This is a genomic window from Angustibacter aerolatus, assembly GCF_054776675.1.
The window spans coordinates 60508-79229 of sequence record NZ_BAAHBM010000006.1 but is presented as its reverse complement, the minus strand read 5'-3'; the positions used below and the strand labels follow the sequence as shown (position 1 = coordinate 79229).

Annotated in this window: 21 protein-coding genes; 10 read left to right on the top strand and 11 right to left on the bottom strand. The window is 74.8% G+C overall.

What is annotated here, in order from left to right; genetic code table 11:
* Positions 1–138 precede the first annotated feature (138 nt).
* The 4 genes from ACYVI6_RS02940 to ACYVI6_RS02925 all read left to right on the top strand — a co-directional run bounded on the left by ACYVI6_RS02940 (position 139) and on the right by ACYVI6_RS02925 (position 3845).
* Positions 139–1278 (top strand): thiolase family protein, encoded by a 1140-nt coding sequence (locus ACYVI6_RS02940; RefSeq protein ID WP_460444930.1) that lies wholly within the window; start codon positions 139–141, stop codon positions 1276–1278.
* A complete protein-coding gene (locus tag ACYVI6_RS02935) occupies positions 1275–1958 on the top strand; it encodes an energy-coupling factor ABC transporter ATP-binding protein (protein ID WP_460444929.1) in 684 nt (227 codons plus the stop codon). Before ACYVI6_RS02940 ends, ACYVI6_RS02935 begins: the two co-directional genes overlap by 4 nt.
* Positions 1955–2560: an energy-coupling factor transporter transmembrane component T family protein gene (locus ACYVI6_RS02930; RefSeq protein WP_460444928.1), complete on the top strand. Its 606-nt coding sequence runs from the start codon at positions 1955–1957 to the stop codon at positions 2558–2560. The genes ACYVI6_RS02935 and ACYVI6_RS02930 overlap by 4 nt, the downstream gene beginning before the upstream one ends.
* 61 nt (positions 2561–2621) lie before the next feature.
* Positions 2622–3845: an MFS transporter gene (locus ACYVI6_RS02925; RefSeq protein ID WP_460444927.1), complete on the top strand. Its 1224-nt coding sequence runs from the start codon at positions 2622–2624 to the stop codon at positions 3843–3845.
* Positions 3846–3859: 14 nt separating this feature from the next.
* Here the strand turns inward: ACYVI6_RS02925 and ACYVI6_RS02920 are convergent, their stop codons facing one another.
* The 9 genes from ACYVI6_RS02920 to ACYVI6_RS02880 all read right to left on the bottom strand — a co-directional run bounded on the left by ACYVI6_RS02920 (position 3860) and on the right by ACYVI6_RS02880 (position 11258).
* The gene (locus ACYVI6_RS02920; protein WP_460444936.1) at positions 3860–4486 is read right to left on the bottom strand and encodes an acVLRF1 family peptidyl-tRNA hydrolase; all 627 of its coding nucleotides are present in this window, start codon (positions 4484–4486) and stop codon (positions 3860–3862) included.
* Positions 4487–4505: 19 nt separating this feature from the next.
* Entirely contained in the window at positions 4506–4835 is a 330-nt protein-coding gene (locus ACYVI6_RS02915) for a metal-sulfur cluster assembly factor (protein WP_460444926.1), read from the bottom strand.
* Positions 4832–5290 (bottom strand): Fe-S cluster assembly sulfur transfer protein SufU, encoded by a 459-nt coding sequence (gene sufU / locus ACYVI6_RS02910; protein ID WP_460444925.1) that lies wholly within the window; start codon positions 5288–5290, stop codon positions 4832–4834. Before sufU ends, ACYVI6_RS02915 begins: the two co-directional genes overlap by 4 nt.
* Positions 5290–6534, bottom strand: coding sequence for a SufS family cysteine desulfurase (locus tag ACYVI6_RS02905; protein WP_460444935.1), 1245 nt, complete (start codon positions 6532–6534; stop codon positions 5290–5292). Before ACYVI6_RS02905 ends, sufU begins: the two co-directional genes overlap by 1 nt.
* A 70-nt stretch (positions 6535–6604) precedes the next feature.
* The gene (sufC, locus tag ACYVI6_RS02900; protein WP_460444924.1) at positions 6605–7381 is read right to left on the bottom strand and encodes a Fe-S cluster assembly ATPase SufC; all 777 of its coding nucleotides are present in this window, start codon (positions 7379–7381) and stop codon (positions 6605–6607) included.
* 4 nt (positions 7382–7385) lie between these two features.
* Positions 7386–7739, bottom strand: a complete 354-nt coding sequence (locus ACYVI6_RS02895; protein ID WP_460444923.1) for a non-heme iron oxygenase ferredoxin subunit — start codon at positions 7737–7739, stop codon at positions 7386–7388.
* Entirely contained in the window at positions 7736–9064 is a 1329-nt protein-coding gene (gene sufD / locus ACYVI6_RS02890) for a Fe-S cluster assembly protein SufD (RefSeq protein ID WP_460444922.1), read from the bottom strand. The genes ACYVI6_RS02895 and sufD overlap by 4 nt, the downstream gene beginning before the upstream one ends.
* Entirely contained in the window at positions 9061–10515 is a 1455-nt protein-coding gene (gene sufB / locus ACYVI6_RS02885; protein WP_460444921.1) for a Fe-S cluster assembly protein SufB, read from the bottom strand. Before sufB ends, sufD begins: the two co-directional genes overlap by 4 nt.
* Positions 10512–11258 (bottom strand): helix-turn-helix transcriptional regulator, encoded by a 747-nt coding sequence (locus ACYVI6_RS02880; RefSeq protein ID WP_460444920.1) that lies wholly within the window; start codon positions 11256–11258, stop codon positions 10512–10514. The genes sufB and ACYVI6_RS02880 overlap by 4 nt, the downstream gene beginning before the upstream one ends.
* A 181-nt stretch (positions 11259–11439) precedes the next feature.
* On the opposite strand from ACYVI6_RS02880, the gene ACYVI6_RS02875 reads away from it, so the two are divergent.
* Genes ACYVI6_RS02875 through ACYVI6_RS02860 form a run of 4 tightly spaced genes read left to right on the top strand, consistent with a single transcriptional unit; the run spans position 11440 to position 14629 of the window.
* The gene (locus tag ACYVI6_RS02875; protein ID WP_460444919.1) at positions 11440–12369 is read left to right on the top strand and encodes an ABC transporter ATP-binding protein; all 930 of its coding nucleotides are present in this window, start codon (positions 11440–11442) and stop codon (positions 12367–12369) included.
* A complete protein-coding gene (locus ACYVI6_RS02870) occupies positions 12366–13145 on the top strand; it encodes an ABC transporter permease (RefSeq protein ID WP_460444918.1) in 780 nt (259 codons plus the stop codon). Before ACYVI6_RS02875 ends, ACYVI6_RS02870 begins: the two co-directional genes overlap by 4 nt.
* Positions 13146–13184: 39 nt before the next feature.
* Complete coding sequence (locus ACYVI6_RS02865; RefSeq protein WP_460444917.1) at positions 13185–13595, top strand: hypothetical protein; 411 nt, start codon at positions 13185–13187, stop codon at positions 13593–13595.
* Positions 13596–13651: 56 nt separating this feature from the next.
* The gene (locus ACYVI6_RS02860) at positions 13652–14629 is read left to right on the top strand and encodes a COX15/CtaA family protein (protein WP_460444916.1); all 978 of its coding nucleotides are present in this window, start codon (positions 13652–13654) and stop codon (positions 14627–14629) included.
* Here ACYVI6_RS02860 and ACYVI6_RS02855 read toward each other — a convergent pair.
* Positions 14616–16175: a molybdopterin-dependent oxidoreductase gene (locus ACYVI6_RS02855; RefSeq protein ID WP_460444915.1), complete on the bottom strand. Its 1560-nt coding sequence runs from the start codon at positions 16173–16175 to the stop codon at positions 14616–14618. The two genes, ACYVI6_RS02860 and ACYVI6_RS02855, sit on opposite strands and share 14 nt — an antisense overlap.
* Positions 16176–16311: 136 nt before the next feature.
* Here ACYVI6_RS02855 and ACYVI6_RS02850 point away from each other — a divergent pair, with 136 nt between their 5' ends.
* The gene (locus ACYVI6_RS02850) at positions 16312–16914 is read left to right on the top strand and encodes a sigma-70 family RNA polymerase sigma factor (RefSeq protein WP_460444914.1); all 603 of its coding nucleotides are present in this window, start codon (positions 16312–16314) and stop codon (positions 16912–16914) included.
* A complete protein-coding gene (locus ACYVI6_RS02845) occupies positions 16911–17645 on the top strand; it encodes an anti-sigma factor (protein ID WP_460444913.1) in 735 nt (244 codons plus the stop codon). The genes ACYVI6_RS02850 and ACYVI6_RS02845 overlap by 4 nt, the downstream gene beginning before the upstream one ends.
* A gap of 84 nt (positions 17646–17729) precedes the next feature.
* Here ACYVI6_RS02845 and ACYVI6_RS02840 read toward each other — a convergent pair whose 3' ends face one another.
* Entirely contained in the window at positions 17730–18683 is a 954-nt protein-coding gene (locus ACYVI6_RS02840; protein ID WP_284287077.1) for a heme o synthase, read from the bottom strand.
* Between the last annotated feature and the right edge of the window lie 39 nt (positions 18684–18722).

Below are 18722 nucleotides of genomic sequence, written 5' to 3'. Positions count from 1 at the left end.
CTCGCCGCGCTGGCCCCCACCCTGCCCCGCCTGCGCCGCAGCCCCTGATCTCTCGCTCCCCTGGAGGCAGCAGTCGCCAGGCCGGGCGGCCGAGCGGGCTGCGGCCCCGGGGGCGGTGCCGCCTAGGCTGGGCGGGCCATGCGCCGACCCCTGACCGACGACGTCACCGACCCGCGGACGCCGGTGGTGGTGGCTGCGCGTCGCACGCCGGTGGCGACGGCCGGGCGCCGGCTCGCGGCGCTCGACGAGACGCAGCTCGCGGTGCAGGTGCTCGCGGCGGTGGCGGCCGACGTCAGCGCGCTCGGGGTCGGGCAGGCGGGCGACGAGGTGCTGCTGGGCGCGTGCACCGGGCCGGGTGGCGACCCGGCGTGGGTGGCGCTGCTGCGGGCGGTCCTCGGCGTCGAGGTTCCCGGCACGACGGTCGACCGGCAGTGCGGCAGCGGGCTCGAGGCGGTGTCGCTGGCGGCGGCACGGGTGGTGACCGGTGCCGAGCTGGTGCTGGCCGGCGGGGCCGAGAGCGCGAGCACGTCGGGCACCGGCCGGGCCAGGTTCGCGCCCGAGGAGCTCGGCGACCCCGACATGGGCGTCGCCGCCGAGGACCTCGCGGCGGTGCGCGGGGTGCGCCGCGAGCGGCAGGACGCGTACGCCGCCCGCTCGCACGCGCTGGCCGTCGCCGCGCAGGACGCCGGGGTGTACGACGCCGAGCTGGTGCCCGTCGGCGACGTGGTGCGCGACGACCGACCCCGCCGCCGGCTGACACCCGCTGTCCTGCAGGGGTTCCGCGGCGCGTTCGGGGGCGCCGGCACGGTGACGGCGGGCAACTCGTGCGGCGTGAGCGACGGCGCGGCGGTGGTCGCGGTGGTCGACGAGGCGACCCGGGCGCGGCTCGGGCTGCCCGGGCTCGCGGTGCGCTCGGTGGCGTCGTCCGGCGTCCACCTGCGGCTGCCCGGCCTGGGCGCGGTCGCCGCCGTCCGAGCCGAGCTCGAGGCCGCCGGCGCGACGTTGGCCGACCTCGACGCCATCGAGATCACGGAGGCGTTCGCCGCGCAGGTGCTCGCCTGCACCGACGAGCTGGGCCTGGCCGACGACGACCCGCGGCTGTGCCCCCAGGGCGGGGCGATCGCGCTGGGGCACCCCTGGGGCGCGAGCGGTGCGCTGCTCGTCGTCCGGCTGTTCGCCGAGCTGGTGCGCGCACCCGGCGGACGGCTCGGGCTGGCGACCTGCGCGGTCGGTGGCGGGCAGGGCGTGGCCGCCGTGTTCGAGCGGGTCGGCCCGTGATCGAGCTGCGCGGGGTCACCCACCGGTACGGCGACCGGGTGGTGCTGCGCGACGTCGACCTCGTGCTGGCCGAGCGCCGCATCGCCGTGGTCGGCGCCAACGGCTCGGGCAAGTCGACGCTGGCCCGGCTGCTGAACGGCCTGGTGCTGCCGAGCGAGGGCAGCGTGGTCGTCGACGGGCACGACACGCGCGACGACGGGGCCGCCGTCCGCCGTCGGGTCGGGTTCGTCTTCACCGACCCGGACGCCCAGATCGTGATGCCCACCGTCGCCGAGGACGTCGCGTTCTCGTTGCGCCGCAGGGGGTTGAGCCGCTCCGAGCGCGACGAGCGGGTGCAGGCGGTGCTCGAGCGGTTCGGCCTGGCCGGGCTGGGCGAGCGCCCGGCGCACCTGCTGTCGGGCGGGCAGAAGCAGCTGCTGGCGCTGGCCGCCGTGGTGGTCACCGAGCCGGACGTGCTGGTCTGCGACGAGCCGACCACCCTGCTCGACCTGCGCAACGCGGCGCGGGTGGCCGACCTGCTCGACGCGCTGCCGCAGCAGGTGGTGCTCGTGACGCACCACCTCGACCTGGTCGAGCGCTACGAGCGGGTCCTGGTCGTGGACGACGGGCGCGTGGTGCACGACGGGCCGCCGACCGAGGCGGTCGCCGCCTACCGGGCGCTGGCGGGGCAGGTCGGGTGAGCTCGCCGATCGGGCTGTACGTGCCCGGCACCTCCCCGCTGCACCGCTGCCCCCCGGGCCCGAAGCTGCTCGGCCTGCTGCTGCTCACCTCGCTGGTCGTGCTGCTGCGAGACCCCGCGGCCGTCGGCGCGGCAGCCGTGGTCGTGGGCGTCGCGGTGCTGGTGGCGCGGCTGCCGCTGCGGGTCGTCGGACGTCAGCTGTGGCCGCTGCGGTGGTTCCTGGCGCTGCTGGTGCCGCTGCAGTGGTGGCAGGGCGGGCCGCGCTCGGTCGTCGTGGTGGCCGGCACCCTGCTGGTCTGCGTCGCCGCGGCGACCGTGGTGACCCTCACGACGCAGGTCAGCGCGCTGCTCGAGCTGCTCGAACGACGGCTCGAACCGTTGCGGCGCCTGGGGATCCGGCCCGAGCGAGTCGCCCTGACGCTCGTGCTGACCGTGCGCGCGGTGCCGGTCGTCGCGGGGCTGCTCGACGACGTCCGCGACGCCCGGCGTGCACGCGGGCTCGAGCGCAGCCCGCGCGCGCTGCTGGTGCCGCTCGTCGTCCGCACGGTGCGGTACGCCGACCGGCTCGGCGAGGCGCTGGTGGCCCGCGGCGTCGACGACTGAGGCGTCTCACGCAACGAGATCGCGGTCCCAGAGTGCGGACACCCCGCGTAGCGTCGCCCGCATGGCGAACCGCTGGACCGTGCTGGCCACCGGCACCCTCGCCCAGGCGATCACCTGCGTGTTCCTCTACGGCATCCCGTTCCTCGTGCCGTACCTGCGGCGCACCGAGGGCCTGACCCTCGTCGAGGCCGGCACGCTGGCCGCCGCCCCCTCGCTGGGCCTGGTGCTCACGCTCGTCGCCTGGGGCGCGCTCGCCGACCGCTTCGGCGAGCGGCTCGTCATGGCGACCGGCCTCGCCCTGGCCGGCGGGCTGCTGCTCGCGAGCTCCACCCTCGACGGCGGCCGCCTGCTCGCCTGGGCCGCCGTCGGCGCCGCGGCGGCGTCGGTCAACGCCGCGAGCGGGCGCGCGGTGATGGGCTGGTTCGGGCCGCAGCGGCGTGGGCTCGCGATGGGCGTGCGGCAGACCGCGCAGCCGCTCGGGGTCGCGGCGGCGGGCCTGCTGCTGCCGCCGCTGGCGCAGGCCCACGGTGTCGACGGCGCGCTGCTGGTGCCCGCGCTCGGCTGCCTGGTGGCCGCAGGGCTGGTGGTGCTGCTCGTCGCCGACCCGCCGCGCCCGGCGTCCGTGCCCGGCGACGCGGCGTCCGGCTCGCCGTACGCCGGCCCGACGCTCTGGCGGCTGCACGCGGCCAGCGGGCTGCTCGTCGTCCCGCAGTTCGCGGTGGCCGGGTTCGGTGCGGAGTTCCTGGTGTCGCAGCAGGGCTGGCACCCGACGCAGGCAGGGCGGGTGCTCGCGGCCGTGAACGCCGTCGGCGCCATCGGCCGGATCGCGGCGGGCCGCTGGTCCGACGCCGTCGGCAGCCGGCTGCGGCCCATGCGGCAGATCGCCGTCGGCTGCGCGGCGATCATGCTGCTGCTCGGGGTGGTGGCCGCGACCGGCTCACCGCTGGTGCTGGTGCCGCTCGCGCTGGCCAGCATCGTGTCGGTCACCGACAACGGCCTCGGCTACACGGCCACCGCTGAGCTGGCCGGGCGCGCGTGGTCGGGCCGGGCGCTCGGCGTCCAGAACACCGCGCAGAACCTCGTGGCCTTCGCGACGCCGCCGCTGGTGGCCGGCCTCGTCGGCGCAGGTGGCTTCGGCTGGGCGTTCGGCCTGTGCGCCGCCGCACCCGTCGCCGCCGCCGTCGCCACCCCCGTCCCCCGCCTCTGCGCACGTCAGCCCGGTTTGCGCGGGTCGACCCGCTCCAAGGACCCCACCGGGCGGGCTGACGTGCGCAAACCGGGCTGAGGCGCGGAAAGGGGTCAGGGCTGGGTGAGCTGGATCCGGACGGCGAGGGTGCGGGTGGCGGCCTCGGTGAGCACGTCGAGGCGGGGGTCGGCGACGGCGAGCAGCGGGCCGCGGGGCAGGGCGGCCAGCGCGCGCAGCCTGGGGTCGGCGAGCACCGCGTCGACGAGCGAGCCGTCGCCGCCGGGCACGAGTCCGTCGAGCTCGCGCGCGTCGAGGCGCTGGGCCACGGCGTCGACCACCGCCTCGACCAGCGCGTCGGCCTGGTTGCCGCGGCGGCGGGCGTAGCGCTGCTGCGACCAGCCACCGGCCGCGGTGCGCGACTGCACGTAGCGGGTGCCGGTCTTGTGCACGAGCAGCTCACCGTCGCGGGCGGTGCCGAGCGCGAACCCGCCGCGGCGCACCAGCAGCAGCCCGACGGTGCGCGGCCGCAGCGCGTGCCGGGCCAGCACGCCGGCCACGAACGACGGGTCCCTCGTGGGCGGCGGGCTGAACGGCGGCCAGGGCACCTCGAGCCGCACGGTCGCGGTGTCGGCGGCCTGCAGCAGCACGGCCTCGGCCCCGACGTCGGCGGTGGTGTCGCCGTGCCGCTCGACGAAGCCGTCGACCCAGCGCACCAGCCGCGACGCCGCGACCTCGAGCAGACGATGAGTCAGCAGGGCCTCAGAGGTTGAAGCCCAGCGCGCGCAGCTGCTCGCGGCCGTCGTCGGTGATCTTGTCGGGGCCCCACGGCGGCATCCACACCCAGTTGATGCGGAAACCGGTGGTCAGGCCGTCGAGCGCCTGCGCGCACTGGTCCTCGATGACGTCGGTCAGCGGGCAGGCCGCGCTGGTGAGCGTCATGTCGATGACGGCGTGGGCGGCCGGGTCGACGGTCACGCCGTAGACGAGGCCGAGGTCGACGACGTTGATGCCGAGCTCGGGGTCGACGACGTCGCGCAGCGCCTCCTCGACGTCCGCCACGTTCGGCGGGGTGGTGGTGGTCTCGCTCATCGGGCGTGCTCCTCGCTCGGTGCTGCCATCGGTGCTCCTGCCTGGACCAACGCGTCCTGCAGGGCCATCCATCCCAGCAGCGCGCACTTGACGCGCGCCGGGTACTTCGAGACGCCCGCGAGGGCGATGCCGTCGCCGAGCACGTCCTCGTCGCCGGGGTCCTTGCCGACGCTGGTGAGCATCGCGCGCATCGCGTCGGACGACGCGCGCACCTGCGCGAGCGGCTGCCCGGCGACCAGGTCGTGCAGCACCGACGCCGACGCCCGGCTGATCGCGCAACCGACCGCCTCGTACGACACGTCGGACACCACGTCGTGGTCGACGGCCACCCGCAGGGTCACCTCGTCGCCGCACGAGGTGTTGACGTGGTGCACCTGGGCGCCGAACGGCTCGCGCAGCCCGGCGCCGTGCGGGCGCTTGGAGTGCTCCAGCACCAGCTCCTGGTAGAGGTCCACTAGACCAGCACCTCCCGCACCCGGTGCAGCCCGGCGAGCAGCGCCTCGACGTCGTCGTCGCCGCTGTGCACGCCGAACGTCGCGCGGGTGGTGGCGACCACGCCGTAGCGGCGGTGCAGCGGGGCGGCGCAGTGGTGCCCGACGCGGACGGCGACGCCGAGGTCGTCGAGCACCTGCCCGACGTCGTGCGCGTGCGCCCCCTCGACGTCGAACGACACCGCTCCCCCGCGCGCCTCGGTCGTCGAGGGGCCGATCACCCGCACCCAGGGCAGCTCGGCCAGGCCGTCGAGCAGCAGCCCGGTGAGCCGGCGCTCGTGCGCGTCGACGCGGTGCATGTCGAGGTCGGACAGGTACCGGACGGCGGCGTGCAGCCCGACCGCCTGCGCGGCCATCGGCACCCCGGCCTCGAAGCGCGCGGGCGGCGGCAGGTAGGTCGAGCCCTCCATCGTGACCGTCGAGATCATCGAGCCGCCGGTGAGGAACGGCGGCATCGCGGCCAGCAGCTCCTCGCGGCCCCACAGCACGCCGACGCCGGACGGGCCGAGCATCTTGTGGCCGCTGAACGCCGCGAAGTCGACACCCAGGGCGGCCAGGTCGACCGGCGCGTGCGGCACCGACTGGCAGGCGTCGAGCACCGTGAGCGCGCCGACCTCGCGCGCCCGGGCGACCAGCGGCTCGACCGGGGGCATGGTGCCGAGCACGTTCGACGCCTGGGTGAAGGCCAGCACCTTCGTGCGCTCGGTGACCACCGCGTCGAGCTCGCGCAGGTCGACGCGGTAGTCGTCGCCCGCGGGCAGCCAGCGCAGCGTGGCCCCGGTGCGGCGGCACAGCTCCTGCCACGGCACGAGGTTCGCGTGGTGCTCGATCTCGGTGACGACGACCTCGTCGCCCGGGCCGAGCGCGAAGCGTGCCGCCTCGGGCCCCGCCGTCGCTGCGTTGCTCATCGCGTAGGCCACGAGGTTGATCGACTCGGTGGCGTTCTTGGTGAAGACCACCTCCGGCGAGCGCACGCCGACGAAACCGGCCACCGCGTCGCGCGCCGCCTCGAAGGCGTCGGTGGCCTCCTCGGCGAGCTGGTGCGCGCCGCGGTGCACGGCCGCGTTGTGCTGCTCGTAGAACTCCTGCTCGGCGTCGAGCACCACGGTCGGCTTCTGCGACGTGGCGCCCGAGTCGAGGTAGACCAGCCGCCGGCCCTCGCGCACCGTCCGCCCGAGGATCGGGAAGTCGGCGCGGATCGCCCGCAGCTCGGCGTCCGAGAACGGCTGCGCGGCCCCGACCTCCGCGGCCTCGGTGCGGTCGGCGAGCTGGGTCACGTCAGGCCTTGCTCGCCGGCGTCGCGCCGGTCGGCAGGAACCGGTCGTAGCCCTCGTCCTCGAGCCGGGTGGCCAGCTCGGGGCCGCCCTGCTCGGCGATGCGGCCGTCGACGAAGACGTGCACGAAGTCGGGGCTGATGTAGCGCAGGATCCGCGTGTAGTGGGTGATGAGCAGCACGCCCACCTCGCCGCCCTCGCGCACCCGGTTGACGCCCTCGCTGACGATCTTCAGCGCGTCGACGTCGAGGCCGGAGTCGGTCTCGTCGAGCACCGCGACCTTCGGCTTCAGCAGCTCCATCTGGAGGATCTCGTGGCGCTTCTTCTCGCCGCCGCTGAAGCCCTCGTTGACGTTGCGCTCGGCGAAGGTCGGGTCCATGCGCAGCTGCTCCATGGCACCGCGCACGTCCTTGGTCCAGGTGCGCAGCTTGGGTGCCTCGCCGTCGATCGCGGTCTTGGCGGTGCGCAGGAAGTTCGCGACCGAGACGCCCGGCACCTCGACGGGGTACTGCATGGCCAGGAACAGCCCGGCCCGCGCGCGCTCGTCGACGGTCATGGCGAGGACGTCCTCGCCGTCGAGGGTCACGGTGCCGCCGGTGACCGTGTACTTGGGGTGACCGGCGATCGAGTACGCCAGCGTCGACTTGCCCGAGCCGTTGGGGCCCATGATCGCGTGGGTCTCACCGGCGCGGACGGTCAGGTCGACGCCGCGCAGGATCTCCTTGGTGCCCTGCTCGGTGTCGACGGTGACGTGCAGGCCGCGGATGTCGAGGGTTGCCATGCGTTCAGTGCTCCTTGGAAGGGTTCTGCGAGAACGTGTCGATCGGGGCGCGGACGTCGACCATGACGGTGCCGTCGACGACCTCGACCGGGTAGACGGCGACCGGCCGGGTGGCGGGCAGGCCGGTGGGCTTGCCGGTGCGCAGGTCGAACCGCGAGCCGTGCAGCCAGCACTCGATCGTGCAGTCCTCGACCTCGCCCTCGGCCAGCGACACCTCGGCGTGCGAGCAGGTGTCGTCGATCGCGTGCACCTGCCCCTGCTCGTCGCGGACGACGGCGACCGGGAGGCCGTCGAGGTCGACCCGGACGGCGCCCACGGCCGGCAGGTCGCTCAGCAGCACGGCGGGCTCGAGGCTCACGTGCCCACCATCGTCATCGCCAGCTCGTCCTCGATGGCGAGCATCAGCTGCTCCTGCACGTCGGGCACGCCGATCTGCTGCACGAGGTCGTTGAAGAAGCCGCGCACGACGAGGCGCCGCGCGGCCTGCTCGGTGATGCCGCGGGCCTGCAGGTAGAACAGCTGCTCGTCGTCGAACCGGCCGGTGGCGCTGGCGTGGCCGGCGCCCTCGATGAGACCGGTCTCGATCTCCAGGTTCGGCACGGAGTCGGCGCGGGCGCCCTCGGTGAGCAGCAGGTTGCGGTTCAGCTCGTAGGTGCTGGTGCCCTCGGCCGCGGCCCGGATCAGCACGTCGCCGACCCACACCGTGTGCGCCGTGTCGCCCTGCAGCGCGCCCTTGTAGGTCACCTGGCTGGTGCACCGCGGCGTGTTGTGGTCGACGAACGAGCGGTGCTCGAGGTGCTGCCCGGCGTCGGCGAAGTAGACGCCGAGCGCGGTCGCCTCGGCGCCGGGCCCGCCGTAGCTGATGTTCGTGTTCAGCCGCACGACGCTGCCGCCGAGCGTCACGACGACGTGCTTGAAGCGGGCGTCGCGGCCCACCACGGCGTCGTGCTGCGCGAGGTGGATGGCGTCGTCGTCCCAGCGCTGCAGGCTGACCACGGTGAGGTCGGCGCCGTCGGCCACGAGCACCGACAGCAGCTCGGTGTAGTCGCTGCGGCCGGTGTGGTCGAGCACCACGGTCGCCTTGCTGAACCGGCCGGCGGTGACGACCACGTGGCCCTGCACCCGCTGGCGCTCGGCCCCGTGCAGCGTCAGCCGCACCGGCTCGGTGAGCTCGGCCTCGGCGTCCACGCTCAGCCGGACGGCGCCGTGCTCGGGCCGGGCGGCCAGGGCGGCCGCGCGGTCGGCGGGCTCGGGAGCCCCCAGCGCACGCGCCTCGTCGGCGCTGATCTCGGTGAGGGACGACCCCGTGGGCAGCGACGTCGTGGCCTGCATGCGGCCCTCGGCGACGACGTCCTCGAGCAGGCCGTGCAGCAGGTCGATCGGCGTGAACCGCCACTCCTCCTCGCGACCGGTCGGCGCGGGGAAGGCCGCGACGTCCCAGGAGGTCGGCCGCTCGGCGCGCGACTGCAGCGGCACGTCGGCCCCCGCACCGTGCGCGTGCTCGACGAGCCCGTGCTGGCCGGCCGGGTCGTGCTCGCCCGGCGCGGCACCGTAGCCCGGGCCCGGCGAGGCCGAGCTGTCGAGCACGACCGGCGACGGCGCCTGGGCGGCGAGGTCGACGGCGTGCTCCTGCACGGTGTCGTCGTGCGGGTCGGTCGTGGTCGACGTCGTGGTGTCGGTCATCCGACCGCGCCCTCCATCTGCAGCTCGATCAGGCGGTTCAGCTCGAGGGCGTACTCCATCGGCAGCTCGCGCGCGATGGGCTCGACGAACCCGCGCACGATCATCGCCATCGCCTCGTCCTCGGCCATGCCGCGGGACATCAGGTAGAACAGCTGGTCCTCGCTCACCTTCGAGACCGTGGCCTCGTGCCCCATCGACACGTCGTCCTCGCGGACGTCGACGTACGGGTAGGTGTCGGACCGGCTGATGGTGTCGACCAGCAGCGCGTCGCAGCGCACCGTCGAGGCGGAGTGGTGGGCACCCTCGAGCACCTGCACCAGGCCGCGGTACGACGTCCGGCCGCCGCCGCGGGCCACCGACTTGCTGATGATGGACGACGACGTGTGCGGCGCGGCGTGCACCATCTTGGCGCCGGCGTCCTGGTGCTGGCCCTCGCCCGCGAAGGCGATCGACAGCGTCTCGCCCTTGGCGTGCTCGCCGAGCAGGAAAATCGCCGGGTACTTCATGGTGACCTTCGAGCCGATGTTGCCGTCGACCCACTCCATCGTCGCGCCCTCGGCGGCGGTCGCCCGCTTGGTGACGAGGTTGTAGACGTTGTTCGACCAGTTCTGGATGGTCGTGTACCGCACGCGGGCGTTCTTCTTGACCACGATCTCGACGACCGCGCTGTGCAGCGAGTCGCTCTTGTAGATCGGGGCGGTGCAGCCCTCGACGTAGTGGATGTACGAGCCCTCGTCGGCGATGATCAGCGTCCGCTCGAACTGGCCCATGTTCTCGGTGTTGATCCGGAAGTAGGCCTGCAGCGGGATGTCGACGTGCACGCCCGGCGGCACGTAGATGAACGAGCCACCCGACCAGGTCGCGGTGTTCAGCGCCGCGAACTTGTTGTCGCCCGGGGGGATCACCGAGCCGAAGTACTCGCGGAACAGGTCCTCGTGCTCGCGCAGGCCGGTGTCGGTGTCGACGAAGATGACGCCCTTCTCCTCCAGGTCCTCGCGGATCTGGTGGTAGACGACCTCCGACTCGTACTGCGCCGCGACGCCGCTGACCAGGCGCTGCTTCTCGGCCTCGGGGATGCCGAGCCGGTCGTAGGTGTTCTTGATGTCCTCGGGCAGCTCGTCCCAGCTCTTGGCCTGCTGCTCCGTCGACTTCACGTAGTACTTGATGTTGTCGAAGTCGATGCCGGTGAGGTCGCTGCCCCAGCTCGGCATGGGCTTCTTGCCGAACAGCCGCAGGGCCTTCAGGCGGGTGCGCAGCATCCACTCCGGCTCGTTCTTGCGCGCCGAGATGTCGCGCACGACCTCCTCCGACAGGCCGCGGCGCGCGTTCGTGCCGGCGGCGTCGGCGTCCGACCAGCCGAACTGGTAGCGGCCGAGCTCGGCGATCTCGCGCTGCGTGGCCTCGGGCACCGAGCTGGTGCTCGGCTGGCCCGTGGTCGGGGTCTGGGTCATCGGGAGGTCCCTCCGTCAGTGGGCGGCACGTGCTGGGTCTGCTGGTTCTGTGGGACGTGCGTGGTGCAGACGTGCGCGCCGCCGGCCAGCGTGGCCAGGCGCTGCACGTGCACGCCGAGCAGCCGCGAGAACACCTCGGTCTCGGCGTCGCACAGCTGCGGGAAGCGCTCGGCGACGTGCTGCACCGGGCAGTGACCCTGGCACAGCTGCACCGACTGCGCCCCTGCGGGGGCGGACGGCGCGCCGACCGGGCGGCTGGACGCGGCGTACCCGTCGCGGGCGAGCGCGTCGGCGAGCGCCGCCGTGCGGGCCGGGACGTCCGGCCCGGCCTCGTCGACGACGGGCGCGTACCGCTGCTCGAGCTCGGCGACCCGGCGCGCGGCGAACTGCTCGACGGCGGCCGGCCCGAGCTGCTCGGCGAGGAACGCCATGGCGGACGCGGCGAGGTCGTCGTAGGCGGTGGTCATGGTGGCGTGGCCGGCGTCGGTGATGACGTAGACGCGGGCCGGGCGTCCGCGGCCGCGGGTGCCGCCGCGGCGCGGCTCGCGCGCCTGCACCTGACCGGAGCCCTCGAGCGCGTCGAGGTGGCGGCGGACGGCGGCGGGCGTGACCCCGAGCCGGCACGCGACGTCGGCGGCGGTCAGCGGGCCGTGCTCGAGGACGGTGCGCGCGACGCGGTCGCGGGTGCGCTGCTCGCGCTCGCCCGCCCCGGTCAGCGGCGCTGCCGTCGTCTCGATATCCACCACATCATTGTGCGCTAATTCGTCGGTCAGGTCGAACCCGCACCGCGCCGACCTGAGCGTGCCCTGCGTCACACCTGCCTGGTGCCGAGGTGCGGGTACCGGTTCACCCGGCCGGGCGTGCGTGAACCGGTACCCGCGACTCGGCGTCTGGTGTGCCGGTGCCGCGACCTAGACTCGCCGCGTGCCGCACCCCGCCGACGACGCCGTGGTGGTGCGCGGGCTGGTGCGCACCTACGGCAGCACCCGGGCGGTCGACGGCCTCGACCTCGACGCCCGCGCGGGCGAGGTGACCGCGGTGCTCGGGCCGAACGGCGCCGGCAAGACGACGACCGTCGAGTGCCTCGAGGGGCTGCGCCGACCGACGTCCGGCACGGTGCGGGTGCTCGGCCGCGACCCGTGGCGGGCGGACGCCGGCCACCGGGCCGCCGTCGGCGTGATGCTGCAGGACGGCGGGCTGCCGAACGGCGCCCGGGCGCTGCCGCTGCTGCAGCACGTCGCCAGGTTCTTCGCCCACCCCCTCGACGTCGGCGAGCTGGCCGGGCGGCTCGGCCTCGACGCGTTCGCCGGCACCTCGGTGCGGCGGCTCAGCGGCGGGCAGCGGCAGCGGCTGGCGCTGGCGCTGGCCGTGGTCGGCCGCCCCCGCGTGCTGTTCCTCGACGAGCCGAGCGCCGGGCTCGACCCGCAGGCCCGGCTGTCGGTGTGGGCGCTCGTCGAGTCGGTGCGCGACGACGGCGTGGCCGTGCTGCTCACCACGCACCTGATGGACGAGGCGGAGCGGCTGGCCGACCAGGTCGTCGTCGTCGACGCCGGGCGGGTCGTGGCCAGCGGCTCCCCCGCCGACCTCACCGGCTCCGGCCCGGCCGAGACCGTGCGGTTCCGTGCCACGCCGCGGCTCGACCTGACGGGGCTGCGCGACGCCCTGCCGCCCGACGTCGAGGTCGGCGAGCCCGCCCCCGGTGAGTACGTCGTGCACGGCGCCGTCGACCCGCGGGTGCTGTCGACCCTGACCGCCTGGTGCGCGGCGCGGCAGGTGATGCCCGAGGGTCTCACCGTCGGACGGCGCAGCCTCGAGGACGTCTTCCTCGACCTCACCGGACGGGCCCTGCGATGACCGCGCCTGCGACGACCCCGACCGCACCGGCCCCCGCGGCACCCGCCACCCGCGTGCTGGCGCAGGCCCGCTTCGAGGCGGGTGTGCTGCTGCGCAACGGCGAGCAGCTGCTGGTCGCCGTCGTGCTCCCGGCGGTGGTGCTGCTCGGCCTGACGCTCGGCTCGGTGCCCGACCTCGGGGCCGCCGGCCGCGCCGCCCGCGTCGCGGTCGTGGCGCCCGGCGTCCTCGCGCTGGCGGTGGTGTCGACCGCGTTCACCGGGCAGGCCATCCAGACCGGCTTCGACCGGCGGTACGGCGTGCTGCGGCTGCTCGGCACCACGCCGCTCGGTCGCGGCGGACTGCTGGCCGGCAAGGCGGTGGGGCTGCTCGCCGTCGAGCTCGTGCAGGTCGTCGTGCTGTCGGCGATCGCCGTCGGCCTGGGCTGGCGCCCCGCGGCGTCCGGCCTGCTGCCGGGGTTGCTCGTGCTGCTGCTCGGCAGCGCCACCTTCGTCTCCCTGGCCCTGCTGCTGGCCGGCACCCTCCGGTCGGAGGCCGTGCTGGCCCTGGCGAACCTGATCTGGCTGGTGCTGGTCGGCGGCGGTGCGCTCGTCGTCCCGGTGTCGTCGATGCCCGCGGGCCTGTCGCACGTCGCGTCGGTGCTGCCCTCGGGCGCCCTCGGCGAGGCGGCCCGGGCGGCCTTCGCCGACGGCCGCCTCGCCCTCGGGCCGGTGCTCGTGCTGCTCGCCTGGGGCGTCGCCGGCGCGCTCGCCGCCGTCCGCTGGTTCCGCTGGGACTGAACGCGCACACCGCCCCGGTCGCGGTGCGATGCTGCCCGCATGGACGTCCCCGAGCGCCTGCTCGCACACGCCTCGGTGGCCCTGGAGGACGCCGCGGCCATGCTCTCGCTGGGCGGTCGCGGCGGGTCGTTCCCGCCGACCGTGCTGACGGACTCGGGCCACGGCGTGGAGCGGGCACGGTTCGTCGGCGACGACAACCGCATCGGGCTCGAGCAGGCCCGGCGGCACGTGCGCGAGACGGTGCGCTCGGGCGTCGTGGCCATCAGCTGGGACGGCCTGCTGCACCTGGACGGCGGGAAGGTCGACGCGATCATGGTCGAGGTCAGCGACGACGGTGGCGGGCCGGGCGTGCTGGTCGCCCGGTGCTACCGACCGGCCGGGCGCCTGCGCGGCCTGCGACTGGACGACGACGCCGCGGTGCTCGAGGACGACCGGCCGCCCATGTTCTGACCCGGTGCGGGTCGGGCGCGCCGGGGCCGTCGGACCCGCCACGTAGGCTGGACGACGTGACCGCACCGACCGCCCGGCGTCCGCTGCCGCCGTCGACCGCGAGCGGGCCGCCGCGCCCGATCCGCCCCTCGTGGGCCACCGCCGTGCTGGTCGCGAACCTCGTCGCGCAGGTGGCGATCGTGGTGACCGGCGGACTCGTGCGGCTCACCGGGTCGGGGCTCGGCTGCCCGACCTGGCCGCAGTGCGTGCCTGGCTCGTACACGCCGGTCGTGCAGCAGCCGCAGGGGATCCACAAATACATCGAGTTCGGCAACCGCACCCTCACCGGTGCCATCGGCCTGATCGCCCTGGCCGCGCTGGTCGCGGTCGTCGTGCTGGTGCGCCGCGACCGGCGCCCCCGCCGGCTCGTCGTGCTCGGTGCGGTGCCGCTCCTCGGCGTGGTCGTGCAGGCGGTGCTCGGCGGCATCACCGTGCTGACCCACCTGAACCCGTTCACCGTGGCAGCGCACTTCCTGGTGTCGTCGGCGATGGTCGCGGCCTCGGTGGTGCTGCTGCACCGCGTCGGCGAGGGCGACGCCGCACCGAGCGCCGTCGTGCACCGCGACGTCCGCCGGCTGGTGGGTGCCCTGGCCGCGCTGACCGCGGTGGTCGTCGTGCTCGGCACCGTGGTCACCGGTTCCGGCCCGCACTCCGGCGACGCCGACCAGCCGGCCCGGTTCGGCCTCGACCCGCGCTCGGTGAGCTGGCTGCACTCCGACGCCGTGCTGCTCTGGTTCGGCGTCGTGGTCGCCCTGCTCGTCGCGCTGCGGCTCACCGACGCACCGCGCGCCGTCCGCCGCGAGGCCCTGATCGTGCTCGGCACCGGCCTGCTGCAGGGCGTGATCGGCTACGTGCAGTACCTCACCGGGCTGCCGGTCGTCGCCGTCGCGCTGCACATGCTCGGCGCCTGCCTGCTGGTCGTCGCCGTGACGCGGCTGGCGCTCGCCACCCGCGTGCGCGCCGTCCGGGTGCTGCCGGTCGCTACGCGACCGTGACGTTCTTGCTGTCGAGGCCCGTCGTGCCGTCGGGGCGGATCTTGGCGCGCTGCTCCACCTGCTCGCGGCCCTCGCCGTCGATCACCCGGCACTCGATCGTGTGGTTGCCGGGCTCGGCGTCCCACTCGTAGACCCACTGCACCCAGGTGTCCTCGTTGGGTGCGCCGGCCAGCCGGGCCCGCACCCACTCCCCCTTGTCGACGCGCACCTCGACCTTCGAGACGCCACGGGTCTGCGCCCAGGCGACGCCCGCCACGGCGTTCTTGCCCGCCTTCAGCTGCGCGAACGAGGTGGGCACGTCGATGCGCGACGAGATCTTGATCGGCGCCTTCGCCGCGTACCCGCGCGGCGTCCAGTAGGCCTCGTCGCGGTCGAAGCGGGTCACCTTCATCTTCCGGATCCACTTGGTGGCCGACACGTAGCCGTACAGGCCGGGCACCACCATGCGCACCGGGAAGCCGTGCTGCACCGGCAGCGGCTGCCCGTTCATCGCGACGGCGAGGATCGCGTCGGTGCCCTGGGTGAGGTTCTGCAGCGGGGTCGAGATCGTCATGCCGTCCTCCGACGTCGACAGCACCATGTCGGCGTCGCCCGCGACCTGCAGGTCCTTCAGCAGCTCCGAGACCGGGTAGCCCAGCCAGACGGCGTTGCCGGCCAGCTTGCCGCCCACCTCGTTCGACACGCAGGTCAGCGTGATGGCGCGCTCGACGAGCGGCTTGGCGAGCAGCTCGTCGTAGGTGATCGTCAGCGGCTTGCCGACCATGCCGGTGATCTCCAGCGTCCACTCGTCGGTGCTGATCTGCGGCAGGCTCAGTGCGGTGTCGACCCGGTAGAACTTCGCCGGGTCGGTGCGCCAGGGGGTGATCCCCTTCACCGGCAGGTCGACGTCGGCGGGGATCTGCACCCGCTCGACCGCCGCCGGCAGCGCGACGTCCTCGCGAGACTGCTCGACGCCACCGGCCAGCGCGGTGATCGCTCGCGAGCCGCCGCCCGCGACGACGGCGACCGCGCCGGCGGCACCGGCCCCGCGCAGGAACGTGCGACGCGACCAGGCGGTGTCCTGGCCCTGCACCGGCCGGGTGAGCAGCGCCCGCAGCGCCAGCACGCCGAGCACGGTGCCGACCAGGGTGGGCAGCACGTCGAGCGGGCCGGCCCCCGGCCGGGTGGCCACCGCGACCACGGCCACCAGGCCGAGCAGCACGACGACGCCCAGCCCGACGACCAGCCGGCGGGCAGCCAGCACACCGGCCACCACGGCCAGCACCACGAGCACGAGGCCGATCGAGCCGAGCAGCACCTGCTTGTCGTGCTCGCCGAACGTGCGGATCGCGAAGTCCTTCAGCGCGCCGGGCGTGCGGTCGACGAACGCCCCGCCCACCGCGATGACGGGGCTCGCTTGCCCGCCCAGGCCGAAGAGCGACAGCAGCGCGGCGAGCAGCTCGGCGACGCCGACGGTGACCCCGCCGGCGACGAGGCCGGCCAGCGCGGACTGCGCCAGCGGCGCGCGGCCGGCGGGGGCGGACGAGGTGGTGGTGGTGGTGGGCACGGACGGTGGTTCGGGGCGGACCCGGCCACGGGATTGGTCCGCTGCGTCACGCCCGGTCACACTGCGAGAGGCAATCCGCCGGGCACCCGGCGTCGAAGGACGGGAGCAGGGGCAGATGCAACGAAGGGGACTCCGGATGACCGCGCAGGGACGACGGCTCGCAGCCGTGCCGTCGGACGACGGGTCGCCGGCTCCCGACACCAGCGAGGAGCTGCTGCGCCGCGTCGCGCTCGGTGACGAGGACGCCTTCGAGCAGGTCTACCGCCGGCACGCGGGTCAGGTGCTCGGCGTGATCCGCCGCGTGCTGCGCGACCCCGCCCAGTCGGAGGAGGTGGCGCAGGAGGTGCTCGTCGAGGCCTGGCGCACCGCCACCCGTTTCGACCCCGACCGCGGCGGCGCCACCACGTGGCTGCTCACCATGGCGCACGCCCGAGCCGTCGACCGGGTGCGCTCGGCGCAGGCGTCGACCGACCGCGAGGACCGCGTCGGACGCCGCGACCAGGTGCGCGAGTACGACGAGGTCGCCGAGGCCGTGGAGACGAACCTCGAGCACGAGGCGGTGCGGCGCTGCCTCGGCGGGCTCACCGACCTGCAGCGCGAGTCCGTGCAGCTGGCGTACTACGGGGGCTACACCTACAGGGAGGTGTCCGAGCTGCTGGACACCCCGCTGGGGACCATCAAGACGAGACTGCGCGACGGGTTGATCCGGCTGCGCGACTGCCTGGGGGTGGCGGCGTGACGACCGACCTGCACACGCTGAGCGGGGCGTACGCGCTCGACGCGCTGGACGCCGACGAGCGAGCCGAGTTCGAACGGCACCTGACCGAGTGCGACGAGTGCGCCGCGGAGGTCGTCGGCCTGATCGCCACCGGTGCCCGGCTGGGCACGGCGGCCGAGGTCGTGCCGCCCGCGTCGCTGCACGCCGCCGTGATGGCCGAGGTGGGCCGCACCCGGCAGCTCACCCCGCTGCGCCCGCCCGCCGCGACGGCGCCGGACGACGGCGTCGTGGTGCAGCTGCTGCGCCGGGCGCGCAGCCGCTCGCGGCTGTCGATGGCCGTGGCCGCCGCGCTGGTCGTGGTGGCCGGCACCCTGGGTGCCGTCGTCGGTGTCGAGCAGCACCGGGTCGGCCAGCTGCAGCAGACCGTCGACGCGGTGGCGGCCGTCACCGGCGCCTCTGACGCCCGCACGCTCAGCGCGGCCGGCGGCGGCGGGCGCATGACGGTGATCTCCTCGGCCGCTCAGGGGCGCGCGGTCGTGATGCCGAGCGGGCTGCAGGCCGGTGACGGCCGGTCGATGCAGCTGTGGGTCATCCACGCGGGCACCTTCCGGTCCGTCGGGCTGGTCGACGGCGACCAGCCGCTGCTGGCCGAGGACGTGCCGGCCGGCGCCGCCCTGGGCATGACCGACGAGCCCGAGGGCGGGTCGAAGCAGCCGACGTCCGCACCCGTGCTGAGCGTCGACCTGACCTGACCCCGGCAGCGGCCACGGACGGACGGCCGGCGGCGACCCTCGGGGGGTCGCCGCCGGCCGTCGCCGTGCTCTGGGTGCTGCGGTTCAGCGGTGCAGGAGCGGCCCGCCCACGAAGGGGTCGACCGCCACCGCCACGAACAGCAGCGAGACGTACGTGATGGAGAAGTGGAACAGCCGCATGGGGTTGAGCGCCTTGCCGACGACCCCCGCCCGCGCCCGGGCGAGCAGCCGGTGCGCCTCGAGCAGGAACATCGCACCCAGCACGAGGGACGACGCCGCGTAGACCACGCCCGTCGGGGCGACCGGCACCAGGGCGAGGGAGGCCAGCACCATCGCCCACGAGTAGGCGACGACCCGGCGGGCCACCACGACGTCGTCCGCCACGACCGGCAGCATCGGCACGCCGGCGGCGGCGTAGTCGTCCTCGAAGCGCATCGACAGCGGCCAGTAGTGCGGCGGGGTCCACAGGAAGATCACCATGAAGAGCACGACGGGCGCCCAGTCGATGCGCCCGGTGGCCGCCGCCCAGCCGATGAGCACCTGCATGCAGCCGGCGGCACCGCCCCAGACGATGTTCTGCGGCGTGCGGCGCTTCAGCACCATCGTGTAGACGAGCACGTAGAACGCGATGGCAGCCAGCGCGAGCACCGCCGACAGCCGGTTGACCAGCACGGCGAACCAGGTGACCGCGACGACGCCGAGCACCAGCCCGAAGACCAGGGCCTCGCGCGGGCGCAGCGCGCCGGTCGCGAGGGGCCGGTTGCGGGTGCGGTGCATGACCTGGTCGATGTCGCGGTCGATGTAGCAGTTGAGCGTGTTCGCGCTGCCGGCCGCCAGGACGCCGCCCACGAGGGTCAGCACCACCAGCAGCGGGTCGGGCAGCCCGCGGGCCGCCAGGAACATCGTCGGCACCGTCGTCACGAGCAGCGTCTCGATGATGCGCGGCTTGGTGAGCGCCACGTACGCGAGCACGGTGGCGCCCACGGGACGACGCGTCGAGGCAGGCGTGGTCCGCGCGGTCGGGTGGGTGACGGTCACAGGTTCCTCAGCTGGCCGGGGAAGGCGCCGAGGCCGGCG

Excerpts from the sequence above, each read along its gene's own strand:
- ACYVI6_RS02865 (WP_460444917.1), top strand. The coding sequence starts at position 13,185 with ATGGACGTCCCCGAGCGCCTGCTCGCACACGCCTCGGTGGCCCTGGAG.
- ACYVI6_RS02850 (WP_460444914.1), top strand. The coding sequence starts at position 16,312 with ATGACCGCGCAGGGACGACGGCTCGCAGCCGTGCCGTCGGACGACGGG.
- ACYVI6_RS02925 (WP_460444927.1), top strand. The coding sequence starts at position 2,622 with ATGGCGAACCGCTGGACCGTGCTGGCCACCGGCACCCTCGCCCAGGCG.
- sufC (WP_460444924.1), bottom strand. The coding sequence starts at position 7,381 with ATGGCAACCCTCGACATCCGCGGCCTGCACGTCACCGTCGACACCGAG.
- ACYVI6_RS02940 (WP_460444930.1), top strand. The coding sequence starts at position 139 with ATGCGCCGACCCCTGACCGACGACGTCACCGACCCGCGGACGCCGGTG.
- ACYVI6_RS02870 (WP_460444918.1), top strand. The coding sequence starts at position 12,366 with ATGACCGCGCCTGCGACGACCCCGACCGCACCGGCCCCCGCGGCACCC.
- sufB (WP_460444921.1), bottom strand. The coding sequence starts at position 10,515 with ATGACCCAGACCCCGACCACGGGCCAGCCGAGCACCAGCTCGGTGCCC.
- sufD (WP_460444922.1), bottom strand. The coding sequence starts at position 9,064 with ATGACCGACACCACGACGTCGACCACGACCGACCCGCACGACGACACC.
- ACYVI6_RS02915 (WP_460444926.1), bottom strand. The coding sequence starts at position 4,835 with ATGAGCGAGACCACCACCACCCCGCCGAACGTGGCGGACGTCGAGGAG.